This window comes from Oricola cellulosilytica, assembly GCF_019966575.1.
Classification (GTDB): domain Bacteria; phylum Pseudomonadota; class Alphaproteobacteria; order Rhizobiales; family Rhizobiaceae; genus Oricola; species Oricola cellulosilytica.
In genome coordinates this window covers 26,899-39,265 of sequence record NZ_JAINFK010000005.1, presented here as the reverse complement: position 1 = coordinate 39,265, position 12,367 = coordinate 26,899, and the positions used below count along the sequence as shown (strand labels likewise).

The 12,367-nt window shown below is 62.0% G+C and carries 12 protein-coding genes; 3 read left to right on the top strand and 9 right to left on the bottom strand.

The window, feature by feature from the left end; translation table 11 throughout:
• Positions 1 to 24 precede the first annotated feature (24 nt).
• The 9 genes from bamA to LC298_RS12520 all read right to left on the bottom strand — a co-directional run bounded on the left by bamA (position 25) and on the right by LC298_RS12520 (position 9,816).
• Complete coding sequence (gene bamA, locus LC298_RS12560) at positions 25 to 2,364, bottom strand: outer membrane protein assembly factor BamA (protein WP_131570202.1); 2,340 nt, start codon at positions 2,362 to 2,364, stop codon at positions 25 to 27.
• A 255-nt stretch (positions 2,365 to 2,619) separates the two neighbouring features.
• The gene (gene rseP / locus LC298_RS12555; RefSeq protein WP_131570204.1) at positions 2,620 to 3,771 is read right to left on the bottom strand and encodes an RIP metalloprotease RseP; all 1,152 of its coding nucleotides are present in this window, start codon (positions 3,769 to 3,771) and stop codon (positions 2,620 to 2,622) included.
• An 81-nt stretch (positions 3,772 to 3,852) separates the two neighbouring features.
• Positions 3,853 to 4,668: a phosphatidate cytidylyltransferase gene (locus tag LC298_RS12550; RefSeq protein WP_131570206.1), complete on the bottom strand. Its 816-nt coding sequence runs from the start codon at positions 4,666 to 4,668 to the stop codon at positions 3,853 to 3,855.
• On the bottom strand, positions 4,665 to 5,381 hold the full coding sequence (locus LC298_RS12545; RefSeq protein WP_131570296.1) for an isoprenyl transferase: 717 nt from the start codon (positions 5,379 to 5,381) through the stop codon (positions 4,665 to 4,667). The genes LC298_RS12550 and LC298_RS12545 overlap by 4 nt, the downstream gene beginning before the upstream one ends.
• Positions 5,382 to 5,461: 80 nt before the next feature.
• Positions 5,462 to 6,022: a ribosome recycling factor gene (gene frr, locus LC298_RS12540; protein ID WP_131570208.1), complete on the bottom strand. Its 561-nt coding sequence runs from the start codon at positions 6,020 to 6,022 to the stop codon at positions 5,462 to 5,464.
• A gap of 26 nt (positions 6,023 to 6,048) precedes the next feature.
• A complete protein-coding gene (gene pyrH, locus LC298_RS12535) occupies positions 6,049 to 6,777 on the bottom strand; it encodes a UMP kinase (RefSeq protein WP_131570211.1) in 729 nt (242 codons plus the stop codon).
• A 113-nt stretch (positions 6,778 to 6,890) separates the two neighbouring features.
• Positions 6,891 to 7,805, bottom strand: coding sequence for a translation elongation factor Ts (gene tsf / locus LC298_RS12530; RefSeq protein ID WP_131570213.1), 915 nt, complete (start codon positions 7,803 to 7,805; stop codon positions 6,891 to 6,893).
• A gap of 128 nt (positions 7,806 to 7,933) precedes the next feature.
• A complete protein-coding gene (rpsB, locus tag LC298_RS12525; protein ID WP_131570215.1) occupies positions 7,934 to 8,806 on the bottom strand; it encodes a 30S ribosomal protein S2 in 873 nt (290 codons plus the stop codon).
• Between the two features lie 179 nt (positions 8,807 to 8,985).
• A complete protein-coding gene (locus LC298_RS12520; RefSeq protein WP_131570217.1) occupies positions 8,986 to 9,816 on the bottom strand; it encodes a cell envelope integrity EipB family protein in 831 nt (276 codons plus the stop codon).
• A 110-nt stretch (positions 9,817 to 9,926) separates the two neighbouring features.
• Here LC298_RS12520 and LC298_RS12515 point away from each other — a divergent pair, with 110 nt between their 5' ends.
• Genes LC298_RS12515 through LC298_RS12505 form a run of 3 tightly spaced genes read left to right on the top strand, consistent with a single transcriptional unit; the run spans position 9,927 to position 12,359 of the window.
• Positions 9,927 to 10,388, top strand: coding sequence for a RidA family protein (locus tag LC298_RS12515; RefSeq protein ID WP_131570219.1), 462 nt, complete (start codon positions 9,927 to 9,929; stop codon positions 10,386 to 10,388).
• Between the two features lie 2 nt (positions 10,389 to 10,390).
• Entirely contained in the window at positions 10,391 to 11,098 is a 708-nt protein-coding gene (locus tag LC298_RS12510) for a glycerophosphodiester phosphodiesterase (protein WP_223385653.1), read from the top strand.
• 43 nt (positions 11,099 to 11,141) lie between these two features.
• Positions 11,142 to 12,359: a GNAT family N-acetyltransferase gene (locus LC298_RS12505; protein ID WP_131570223.1), complete on the top strand. Its 1,218-nt coding sequence runs from the start codon at positions 11,142 to 11,144 to the stop codon at positions 12,357 to 12,359.
• The last annotated feature ends 8 nt before the right edge of the window (positions 12,360 to 12,367 follow it).

Below are 12,367 nucleotides of genomic sequence, written 5' to 3'. Positions count from 1 at the left end.
CCGGCGCAACGCCGGGCCTCCCGATCAGAACGCCGTCGACACGGTGAAGTTGAAGCGCTGTTCTTCGTCAGTCGGCTCTTTCTTGATCGGCACCGCATAGTCGAACCGAAGCGGCGCGAATGGCGACTGCCAGATCAGGCTGACGCCGGCCGAGGCGCGCCATTCCATGCTCGTATTGACGGCTTGCGCGCTGTCATGACCGTAGAGAGTCGCCGCGTCGGCAAAGACCGCGCCCTTGAGGCCCAGATCCTGCGGGAATGCGGGCAGCGGGAACTGAGCTTCCGCCGATGCATGGAGATAGTTCTTGCCGCCGATCTGCTCGCCTGCGCCAGCACCACCGGCACCCTGCGTCGGGCCAATGCCGTTATAGGCGAAACCGCGGATCTGACGCGGTCCAAGGCGGAAATGGTCAACCGTTCGCACATCTTGGCCGAGACCGGTGATCGTGCCGCCGCCGACCCGCAGGGAGCCGACGAGTTCGGCCTCTTCGGACAATGTCTGATAGTAGCGCCCGTCGAAGGTCGACGCGATGTGGCGCGCATCGCCGCCGAGACCCGCCACTTCCTGGTTGAAGCGCAGATAGACGCCCTCGCGGGGGTCCTGCACGTCGTCGATCGAGTTGTAGGTCAGACCATAATTGATCGCGGATTTGGTCCACGTATTGCCGTTCGCTGTGATCTCGTCCTGAATGGCTTGCGGAGCATTCGTCGGGTCCGTGATGTCGTAATCATCCTGCGAATACGAATAGGCGATGTTGCCCGTCAGCTTCTGCGTAATCGGAAGTCCGAAGCCGACCGAGCCGCCCGTCGTCGCAACGTCATATCCCAGATAATCCTGCGTCCGCCGGAAAGCGGCCACGGTCGCGGCCAGACGATATCCGAGGAAGTACGGTTCGGTGAACGACACGCTGTAGCTGCGCGAATCCGCGCTGCCGCCGGCGCCGATCTTCAGCGCCTGACCGCGGCCAAGGAAGTTGCGCTCGGTGATGCTCGCCTCGAATGTCGGGCCGCTGTTCGTGGATGAACCGGTTGTGTAGCCCGCTCCGATACCGAATTCTCCCGTCGGCTTGTCAACGGCGTTCACGACGATAATCACGCGGTCGGGCGCGGATCCCGGCCGGGTGCTTATGCTCACGTTCTCGAAGAAATCGAGCGCCTCGAGGCGCTTTTGCGCACGGCGAAGCAGTATCTGGTTGAACGCGTCACCTTCGGCGAGATCGAACTCGCGGCGGATCACGTAGTCCCGTGTCCGGGCGTTGCCGACGATCTCGATTCGCTCGATAAATGCCCGCTGCCCCTGATCGACGACATAGGACACGTCTATGGTGCGCGTCTCGAAATTGCGGTTGCCGACCGGCGTCACCTCGGCGAACGGAAAGCCTTCCGCTGCAAGACGTTCGGACATGGCGATCAGCGTGTCCTCGACATCTTCGCCACTATAGGTCGCACCCGACCGGGTCTCGACCGTGCGGCGGAGATCGTCTGCGTCAATGCCGCTGACCGTGCTGTCGATCTCGACATTTCCGAATCTGTATTTCTCGCCTTCATCGACCTCGATGGTTATGACGATGTTCCCGCTGTTGGGATCGACATCTGCCGACGACGAAAGAACGCGGAAGTCCGCATAGCCGTGGTTGAAATAGAAACGGCGAAGCTGCTCCTCGTCGGCCGCCAGGCGCTGCTCGTCATAGACGTCGTTGCGCGTGAGCCATGACAGCGGATTGGAGCGCTTGGTCGAGATCACGCTTTGCAGCCGGCGGTCGCCATAGGCGTTGTTGCCGATGAAGTTGATCTGCGAGATCTTGCTGCGATCGCCTTCCTGGATCTGGAATACGACGTTGACGCGGTTTTCGCCGAGATCGACGGTCTCCGCAGTAACGGAAACGTCATTGCGGCCAATGCGGCTGTAGGAGTCGACGATGGCCTGGACATCGGCGTCGAGGGTCGTCTGGTCAAATGCGCCTCGCGGCTGCAGTTCCACGACCGCGCGCAAGCGCTCGTCCTTCAGCTTGCGGTTGCCGCGGAACACGACCTGATTAACGATCGAGAGTTCCGATACGGTCACCACCAGGGTTGGGCCCGAGGTCGTGACGTGGACGTCGGAGAACAGGCCGGTGGCGAAAAGACGCTTCACTGCCTCGTCGAGATCGGCTGCGGAGTAGTCCTTGCCCGCGCGGAATCCGACGAACTCGGAAATCGTCGACGACGCCACGCGCGTGTTGCCCCTGACAGATATCGACTGGACCACGGCTGCGTTCGCTACCGAAACCGCCCCTACCGAAACCGCGATCGCCCCACCGACTGCGGGCGTAACCGCCAATGCCGCCGCCGAAACTGCGCTTAACAACTTGCGTGCCGGTTTCATCGGGCTCGTTCCCCTATTCCCGCGTCCGTCCCCAAACCCGGTATTCTTACATAAATCATTGATTTCACCGTAATACAGGCTTTCATTTCACACGCAAGGGTTCCGGTTAAAATCCGTTTAGGAAGCGACAAAGCGTGGCAGAAACGTCACGCGGAACCTCGATGCATGGTAAACAAGTCCTCTAAAATCCCCTTTTTACACGGCGCTTTACCAACCGATCCCCAGCTTGCCGTCGAGGACACGACCCGCCTTCGGCTAGCTGCGATCGAAGAGCATCGTGATGTCGTTCCAGGTCGCGAAAACCATCAGGCCGAGAATCAGCATCATGCCGATTCGATACCCCACCTCCTGAGCCTGCTCCGACATGGGTCGTCCGCGCAAGGCCTCGAACAGATAAAACAGCAGGTGTCCGCCATCCAGCACCGGAACGGGCAGCAGGTTCAGCAGTCCGATTGAAACCGAGAGGATTGCCGCCAGATTGAGCAGGGCAACGAAGCCGAGCGTCGCAACCTGGCCCGAGACCTGCGCGACCCGGATCGGGCCGCCGATCTGATCGGCGTTCTCGCGGCCGGTAATGACCCCGCCGATATAACCGCCCGTCCGCTCGACGATGTACCAGGTTTCGGCGACCGCCATGCCGACGGATTCCACGATACCGTACTTCTGAACCCGGTGTCCCCCCGAATCGCGGTTGTTCACGACCCCGATGACCCCCTGTTCGATCTTGTTGCCGAACCGGTCCTCGATTTCCAGCCGTTCCGGAACGAGCGTGAAATCGACCAGGGCGTCGCCCCGGCGCATCACCAATTCGATCGGCTGACCCGCCCGGACGGCCACGTAACGCTGGATATCGCTGAACTGGGCAACGGGACGGCCGTCGACACTGACGAATACGTCACCCGGCCTCAGTCCGGCCTCCTCGGCAACCCCTCCTGCCCGCACCTCGGAGACCACGGGGTCGGCGACGCCCCGGCCAAAGACGGCAAAGATCGTGGCAAAGAGCACGACCGCAAGGAGGAAGTTGGCGGCAGGGCCCGCGAAGACCGTTGCAGCGCGGCGCGCGACCGACTTTCGATGGAACGCGACATCGCGTTCAGCGGGGGTCAGCGCCGCGTCGGCTTCCGGGTCGGGCGCCGAGGCGACATTCATGTCGCCGACGAACTTGACATACCCCCCTAGCGGTATGGCGGAAAGGCGCCAACGCGTTCCGCGACGGTCGGTGAAGCCGAGGATCTCCGGTCCGAATCCCACCGAAAACACCTTTGCGCCGATCCCGCACCACCGGCCGACGAGGTAATGACCCAATTCATGAATGAACACGACGACGAGCAGCACAAACAGAAACGGAACAAGCGTTCCAAGGACGAATCCGTCGGTCGACACCAGCCCTGTCAAGAAGTCCGTCATTTCCTGTCCTGTCGTATTGGCCAGTGGCCAGTCGTCCGTTTCAATTCAGGCACTAGCAAGGCGCTGACGCATCTTCAACGATCAGACGAAAAATGCCGCCGCCGACTCCGCCGGTCCCGCCAGGGCCAGGCCGAGCAGCCAGAGTGCGATTGCTGCCGCGATCAGGCCGTCGGTGCGGTCCATCATGCCGCCATGCCCCGGCATGATCTGGCTGGTGTCCTTCACGCCATTCCGCCGCTTTATCCAGGATTCGAAGAAGTCGCCGGCCTGGGCGACGACCGAGAGAAAGAGCGCCAGCCCGATTGCCGTCGCGGTATCCTCCAGCCCGGCCGCCGAGAAAACGAGCACGCCCGCGACGACCGCGGAGGCAGCGCCGCCGATGGCCCCCGACCAGGTCTTGTTGGGGGAAATGGCCACCGCCACCTTGGGCCCGCCAAACCGGCGTCCGGCGAAATAGGCGCCGATATCCGTCGCCCACACCGTCGCGTAGAGGAACAGGATGGCGATCAGGCCGGACCCGCCGACAGACGAACTGCGCAGCATGATCACGGCGACGAACGTTGCTCCGGCATAGACGAGGCCATAGACCGGCCAGGGTCCCTCGCCGATCCCCCAGCAGACAAGTGCGAATCCCGCCAGGGCAATGACCGCGATCCAGAAGAGAGCGGCATTCGGCAGGAACAGCGCAGCCAGAAACACGAGTGCAATCGCACCGAATCCGAGCAGGCGCACGCGGTCGTCGGCCAGGGGACAGGCGACGTCCACCCACTCTCCCCAGATCAGAACCGCAACCGCCGCGGCCATGACAGCGAAGAGCCATCCCCCGGAAATCGTCGCAAGGAGTACGATTGCCGCGAGCACCAGCGCAGAAACCAGCCGCGCCTGCAGGTTTGTCATAATGCGATTTCTTTGGCGGCAGAGACGCCGCCGAAACGGCGCGCGCGCGAAGCGAATTCCTCGAGCGCTTTTTCCAGCCAAGCCTTGTCGAAATCCGGCCACATGCACGTCAGGAACACGAACTCGGAATAGGCGGCCTGCCAGAGCATGAAATTGGAGAGCCGCATTTCGCCGCTCGTGCGTATGACGAGCTCCGGGTCGGGCAGGCCGGCGGTATCGAGGCACGCCGCAATCGCTGCCTCGTCGATGTCGCCCACGTTCCCGCCGGTTTCTGCCTGGCGCGCGGCCAGACGCTGAAACGCCCGCACGATCTCGTCCCGCGCGCCGTAATTGAATGCAATGTTGAGATTGAGGGCCGTATTGTCCCTCGATCGCCCTTCAGCCGTCTCGATCAGGCCGAGAATGTCGGGCGCAAGTCCGTCACGCCGGCCCAGCACACGGACCCGCACACCGTTCGCGCACAATTCGGCAAGATCGCGCGTGATGAAAAATTTCATCAGCCCCAGCAGGTCATGAACCTCCTCGGCGGGGCGTGACCAGTTCTCGGAGGAAAAAGCGTAAAGCGTCAGATACTCGATGCCGAGTTCGCCCGCGGCGCGGACAGCCCGGCGGACGGCTTCAACTCCGGCCTTGTGACCGAACGAACGCGGCATGCCGCGCGCCGCAGCCCATCGGCCGTTTCCGTCCATGATGATGCCGACATGGCGCGGCATGGATTCGGAATTTGTTATCTTCTCACCGTCCAACGGGTCCGGCTCCTGTTCGTCAAGGTCGCGCGACCGCCACCTTGACCCTAAACTTGCATGATTTCCTTTTCTTTTTCCGCCAAAAGCGAATCAATCCGGGAAATTGTCTCGTCGGTCTGCTTTTGAACCTCGTCAGATTTGCCGCGGCTCTCGTCCTGGCTCATCTCACCGTCCTTTTCCGCCTTCTTCAACGCCTCCATACCGTCACGGCGCACGTGGCGGGCGGCGATGCGGGCGTTTTCGGCATATTGGTGCGCGATCTTCACCAGTTCCCGGCGCCGCTCCTCGTTGAGTTCGGGCAGCGGCACGCGAACATTGGCGCCATCGGTCATCGGGTTCAGGCCGAGCGTCGACTCGCGGATCGCCTTCTCGACGGCCGAGACCATCGACTTGTCCCACACGGAGACGTTCAGCATCCGCGGCTCCGGCACCGTGACGTTGGCGACCTGATTGATCGGCATCTGGGTGCCGTAGGCCTCGATGGTGATCGGGTCGAGCAGCGAGGCCGAGGCCCTGCCGGTGCGAAGGCCGCCCAGATCGCTCCTGAAGGCGGCAACCGCGCCTTCCATGCGGCGCTTGAGGTCGGCGAGGTCGAATTTCTGGCTCATCGTTGTTCTTTCCTTTCGCGGACCTGTTACGCTTGCTGCTCCGTGACAAGCGTGGAGCGCCCTCCTCCCTGCAGGATCTGCGGGAAACCGCCCGGCTCATGCAGCGAGAAAACCACAATGGGAATATGATTTTCGCGGGTCAAGGCAACAGCCGCAATGTCCATGACGGAGAGACCGCGTGCGATCACCTCGTCATGGGTGATAACGGGGAAGCGTTCCGCATCCGAATCCTTTTTGGGGTCCGCAGAGTAGATTCCGTCGACCTGCGTCCCCTTGAACAACGCGTCGGCGCCGATCTCGGCGGCGCGCAGGGCCGCTGCGGAGTCGGTCGTGAAATATGGATTGCCAGTGCCGCCCGCAAAAATCACGACGCGCCCGTGCTCGATGTTCCACATCGCCTTCCGTTGCGAGAAGCTCTCGCACAGTTGCGGCATGGCGATGGCTGAAAGCACCACCGATTCAACACCTTTCTTGACGAGAGAGGTCCGCAGCGCGAGCGAATTGATGACGGTCGCAAGCATCCCCATGTGGTCGCCGGTCACCCGGTCGCCGCCCTTCGAGGCTACCGCGACGCCGCGGAAAATGTTGCCGCCGCCGATGACGACCGCGACCTGCACGCCAAGATCGACGGCCTGCTTGATGTCGCCGGCAATACGGTCCGCCACCTCGACATCGATGCCGAAACCCTGATTGCCCATCAGCGCTTCACCCGAGACTTTGAGAAGGACGCGTTTGTATCTTGGCTGGGTGGTCATGAAAATTTTGAAAAGGAATGAATCTCGGCTTCCGGATACATGAAGGGCATCGCGTTGTCACGCGATGCCCCCCGCAAGATCACAGCAATCGGACAGCATGCTTTCGCATGCGTTTAACCCTTTGCGGCAGCAGCCACTTCAGCGGCAAAATCCGATTCTTCCTTTTCGACGCCCTCGCCCAGTGCGAAGCGCACGAACGCCCCGATCTTGGCCGGTGCGCCGATTTCCTTTTCGGCTTCGGCGAGCGCCTTCTCGACCGTCAGGTCGGGATTGATGACGAATGCCTGTTTCACCAGGCAGACTTCCTCGTAGAACTTGCGCAGACGCCCTTCCACCATCTTTTCGATGATGTTTTCCGGCTTGCCGGATGCGCGGGCCTGATCGGAGAAAATCGCGCGTTCGCGTTCGACGGCGGCTGTATCGAGATCGTCGACGTCCAGCGCCAGCGGGTTCGTCGCCGCGACGTGCATCGCGATCTGGCGGCCGATTGCGCGCGCAGCGTCCTTGTCGCCCTCGGTCTGGATCGACACGAGAACGCCAAGCTTGCCGAGGCCGTCGGAAACCGCGTTATGCACATAGGTCGCAACCGTGCCATCGAGGCGGGCGGCGCGGCGCAGGTTCATGTTCTCGCCGATCGTCCCGATCGCGTCCTTGATCGTTTCCTCATTCGATTTCGACGAGCCGGGATAGGACGTCGCGGCGACCGCCTCCACCGAACCATCGGTATCGAGCGCGCTTTTGGCGATGTTGCGCACGATTTCCTGGAATGCGTCGTTGCGGGCAACGAAGTCGGTCTCGGAATTGACCTCGACCACCACGGCGCCGGAGTCATTTGACGCCACGCCGATCAGCCCCTCCGCTGCGGTGCGGCCGGACTTCTTGTCAGCCTTGGCGATGCCCTTCTTGCGCAGCCAGTCGACGGCCGCTTCGAGGTCGCCATTGGTTTCGGTCAGGGCTGCCTTGCAGTCCATCATGCCGGCGCCGGTCATGTCGCGGAGTTGTTTTACGAGAGATGCAGAAATGCTCATCGGTTCGCCTCTTTGGATGTCGGACGGAACTGTCTGTCCGTGTCCTGAATACTGGACGCAGGGCACGATGACGTGCCCTGCGCGAATTCGTGTGGTGTGAAGATGATCGCGACTGCGATCGCAGACCGTCAGGCCTGGGCTTCAGCCGGCTTGTCGTCGCTCTTCGGCGCTTCAGCCTTGGTTTTTGCCTTGGCTTTGGCAGGTGCCTTCGCCGCCGGCGCTTCCTCGGCGGGCGCCTCTTCGGCCGGAGCCTCAAGTCCTTCCTCCACCGGGGCCTCTGCCGATGCGCCGACATCGACGCCCGACGCGCCCTGCTGGCGCGCGATGCCGTCGATGGCCGCGCGTGCGATCAGGTCGCAGTAGAGCGAAATCGCACGGGCGGCGTCGTCATTGCCCGGAATCGGGTGATCGACGACGTCGGGGTCGCAATTGCTGTCGACGATGGCGACGACCGGAATGCCGAGACGCTTCGCTTCCTGGATCGCAATCGCTTCCTTGTTGGTGTCGATGACCACCATCAGGTCCGGCGTGCCGCCCATATCCTTGATGCCGCCCAGCGCGCGGTTCAGTTTTTCGCGCTCGCGATCGAGATTCAGGCGTTCCTTTTTCGTGAAGCCCTGGCCGTCGGAGGCAAGAATTTCATCGACCTTGCGCAGGCGCTGGATCGAGTTGGAAATGGTCTTCCAGTTTGTCAGCATGCCGCCGAGCCAGCGGGCATTGACATAGTATTGAGCCGAACGGCCGGCTGCATCGGCGACGATCTCAGACGCCTGGCGCTTGGTGCCGACGAACAGCACGCGCCCCCCGCCGGCGACGGTGTCGGAAACGACCTTCAGCGCCTGGTGCAGAAGCGGCACGGTCTGGGAAAGATCGAGAATGTGGATGTTGTTGCGCGCGCCGAAGATGTAGCGCGACATTTTCGGGTTCCAGCGGTGTGTCTGGTGGCCGAAGTGAACACCAGCCTCTAGAAGCTGGCGCATGCTGAAATCAGGCAATGCCATCGTTTTTCCTTTCCGGTTGAACCTCCACGAAGGCAAAAAGCGGTTTCCCGCCACCGGTGGTCCGTCCGGATTTCTCCCGGATCAAACCTGACCTTCGTGTGTGGAATGGCCGCGCGATACCGCATCGGCGGACCAAATGCAAGTGCGGCGCAGCATCGCGTCGTGTTTCTCCGATCGGCCTACTGGCAGGTCTCCGGCGGGAGCATGTCGAGTTGCGTCAACTCGCCCGTCAGGCTGAAGTCTCCGTAGTCCATGACGAGGTCGCGGGTAACACCGTTGTCATACAGCTTAAATGCGATCGCGTATTCCGGCAGGCCCTCGCCGCTTTCGCCGCTGTCCTGGGCGAAATACGAGATGGAAACGTTACGATAAGGCTCGTCCTTCAGCGGTCCTGCGTTCGCGGCATCCCCATCGGCCCCGGTCTTTTCCGGCCCAAGAATGACGGTTGTGGTCATGGTCTGGTCCCCGTCTTCCGAGCCGTCGAATATCTTCTCTTCGTAGATGGTCTCGCCGGCTTCGGCCCTTTCCAGCAGATCGAGGATATGCGCCGTGGGAAACAGCGCGCGATCCAGCACAAACTCGGCCGGATCCGGTTTTTCCAGTTCGATTACGGTACTGCCGTTCGAGCGCTTTGCGGTCCCCTTCAACTCGCGGTCCAGCTTCTCGTCGACAAAGGACTTGGTCACAAAGCGAAACATCTCGCCCGTCCCGTCCTCATATGTCGAGGTCTGCTGGTCGGTCACCCGGTCGCCGCTGTTCGAGCGTATCCGCGAAACGAAACGGAAACTGGTTGTGTATCCATCACAGCTTGAGCCATGGAATTCGTAAACGATGCGCCCGTTCATGCCGGCTATGCCCGAGCGTTCGCTGGCTTCATCCAGTTCGACATCATACACCGCACGATGCGGAGCAAGCGGCTGGGCTTTCGCGTGGGACGGCTGTCCCGACATTACGATCAGAGTGGTAAGCGCGGTTGCGGCGGTGAGGGCGCGCGTGAATCGGTCAGTCATTCCATGTTCCTGGTTTTCCTCGCCCGACTATAGGTTTTCTCATGGCGGAAGCGAGGCAAAAGATGCAAGAAAGTTCGCGGGTCACGAACACGTTTGCACGAGGAATCACCATGTCTTCAACGATCGAAAGCCGGCTTCAGGAACACGGGATCGCTTTGCCGGCGGCTGCGGCCCCTGCGGCAAACTATGTTCCCGCCGTGCAATCGGGGTCGTTCCTGTACACATCCGGACAGCTGCCGCTAAGGGACGGAAAGCTCGTCTCGAGCGGTCTTCTCGGCCGCGACCTCGATGTCGATCAGGGCCGCGAGGCGGCAAAATGGTGCGCCGTCAACGTTCTGGCGCAGGCAAGAAGCGCCCTGGGCGACTTGGGGAAGATCAAGCGAATCGTGAAGATTACGGTCTTTGTCGCCTCCTCGCCGGACTTTACCGAGCAGCATCTGGTCGCCAACGGCGCTTCCGATTTTCTGGTCGACATTCTGGGTGATGCGGGCCGGCATGCCCGCTCGGCCGTCGGCATGGCGTGCCTGCCGCTGAACGCGCCTGTCGAAATCGAAGCCATTATCGAGTCTTGAGCGTGGACTTTCTCACCCGGCGGCCGATCGCCCATCGCGGACTGCACGACGGCAATGTCGGCGTGTGCGAGAACTCGCTGTCGGCGTTCAGGAAGGCGATTGACCGCGATTTTGCCATCGAACTCGACGTTCGCCTCTCCGCCGACGGAAAGGCGATCGTCTTCCATGACGACACGCTGGAGCGCCTGACGGGGATCGAGGGTCTGCTGATAGACCAACCCGCGCCAGATCTCGGCACCATCAAGCTCGGCCGGACGTCGGATACGATCCCGACGCTTGCGGACACTCTCGAATTGGTTTCGGGCCGCGTGCCGGTCGTCATCGAAATGAAGCCGGAAGGCGCAGGCAACGGCGCGCTGGCGAAGGCCGTCGCTGCGGATCTCGCGGGTTATGACGGGCCGGCGGCGGCTATGTCCTTCGACCACGATCTCCTCGCGGCCTTCCGCGAGACCGGCTCGTCCGTGCCGCTCGGACTGACGGCCGAAGGCATCGGCGACCCCGCGCTGGACCGGCACTATGAGGCACTGCCGCTCGGCGTGTCGTTCGTTTCCTATCATGTGAAAGGACTGCCGAACCGGTTCGTCTCTCATGTGCGCGACACGCTGGGCATGCCTGTCATCACCTGGACGGTGCGTACGCCCGAAGACGTCGCAGCCACACAGGCCCATGCTGACCAGATGACGTTCGAGGATTTCGACCCGGACCGGTGACCGGCATCTTGTTTGCAGTGCCACGCGCAATAACTGAAGGTCCATGACCGAAACCAAGGCAAGCATCGCGGCTGCATCGAACGAACCGGACGGCGACTTCGTCATCCGCGTTCGCGAGCGCATCTCCTCTGTCGATCCGTCGATCTGGGGAGGCCTCACCGGAGCCTCGCTCGAACAGACGAAGGCCCCTTATAACCCGTTCGTTTCACACGCCTTTTTGAGTGCGCTGGAGGACTCCGGCTGCGCGATTGCCGAAACCGGGTGGCTGGGTCAGCACCTGACGCTCGAGACCGGATCGGGCACGGTGCTCGGCGCCCTGCCCTGTTACCTGAAATCGCACAGCCAGGGCGAATACGTCTTCGATCACGGCTGGGCCGACGCTTTCGAACGGGCCGGCGGACGTTATTATCCGAAACTTCAGTGCTCGGTGCCGTTCACGCCGGCGACCGGCCCTCGGCTTCTCGTCTCTCCCGGCCGCGACGCATCCGTCGTCCGCAACGGCCTTGCGGAGGGTCTCAAAGCGCTGGCGACGCGTCTCGGCGTCTCGTCGGCGCATGTCACCTTCGCCGAACCGGAAGACATCGCGGCGCTGAAGGAAAGCGGATTTCTGCACCGCCTCGACCAGCAATTTCATTTTGAAAACAACGGCTACGGGGATTTCGGCGAGTTTCTGGAAACGCTTTCGTCCCGCAAGCGCAAGAACATCCGCAAGGAACGCCAGGGCGCTCTCGAAAACGGCATCACGATCGAACGGCTGGCCGGCGCGGACATCATCGAGGCGGCGATGGATTCCTTCTTCGCCTTTTACACCGACACCGGCAGCCGCAAGTGGGGTCGCCCCTATCTCAACCGCGAATTCTACGCGCTGATCTCCGAACGGATGCGCGACGATATCCTGCTCGTCATGGCCAAGCGCGACGGCCGCTATGTCGCCGGGGCCATCAATTTCATTGGCGGCGACACGCTTTACGGCCGGCACTGGGGATGCGTCGAGCATCATCCCTATCTGCATTTCGAGGTCTGCTATTACCAGGCCATCGACTTCGCCATCGCCGAGGGGCTGCGCTATGTCGAGGCGGGCGCGCAGGGTGAGCACAAGCTGGCGCGCGGTTACATGCCGGTCACGACCCACTCGGCGCACTTCATTCCGCATGAGGGCTTCCGCCGTGCGATCGCGGACTATCTCGACCACGAGCGCATGGATGTCGAGCGCTTCGGCAGGATCCTCTCCGCGCACGGCCCCTTCAAAAAAGGCGGCTGAGAGGCACC

What these genes read in the sequence shown, in the direction of transcription:
- tsf (WP_131570213.1), bottom strand. Translation starts at nt 7,805, where the DNA reads ATGAGCATTTCTGCATCTCTCGTAAAACAACTCCGCGACATGACCGGC.
- rpsB (WP_131570215.1), bottom strand. Translation starts at nt 8,806, where the DNA reads ATGGCATTGCCTGATTTCAGCATGCGCCAGCTTCTAGAGGCTGGTGTT.
- LC298_RS12545 (WP_131570296.1), bottom strand. Translation starts at nt 5,381, where the DNA reads ATGCCGCGCCATGTCGGCATCATCATGGACGGAAACGGCCGATGGGCT.
- pyrH (WP_131570211.1), bottom strand. Translation starts at nt 6,777, where the DNA reads ATGACCACCCAGCCAAGATACAAACGCGTCCTTCTCAAAGTCTCGGGT.
- frr (WP_131570208.1), bottom strand. Translation starts at nt 6,022, where the DNA reads ATGAGCCAGAAATTCGACCTCGCCGACCTCAAGCGCCGCATGGAAGGC.
- rseP (WP_131570204.1), bottom strand. Translation starts at nt 3,771, where the DNA reads ATGACGGACTTCTTGACAGGGCTGGTGTCGACCGACGGATTCGTCCTT.
- bamA (WP_131570202.1), bottom strand. Translation starts at nt 2,364, where the DNA reads ATGAAACCGGCACGCAAGTTGTTAAGCGCAGTTTCGGCGGCGGCATTG.
- LC298_RS12505 (WP_131570223.1), top strand. Translation starts at nt 11,142, where the DNA reads ATGACCGAAACCAAGGCAAGCATCGCGGCTGCATCGAACGAACCGGAC.
- LC298_RS12550 (WP_131570206.1), bottom strand. Translation starts at nt 4,668, where the DNA reads ATGACAAACCTGCAGGCGCGGCTGGTTTCTGCGCTGGTGCTCGCGGCA.
- LC298_RS12520 (WP_131570217.1), bottom strand. Translation starts at nt 9,816, where the DNA reads ATGACTGACCGATTCACGCGCGCCCTCACCGCCGCAACCGCGCTTACC.
- LC298_RS12515 (WP_131570219.1), top strand. Translation starts at nt 9,927, where the DNA reads ATGTCTTCAACGATCGAAAGCCGGCTTCAGGAACACGGGATCGCTTTG.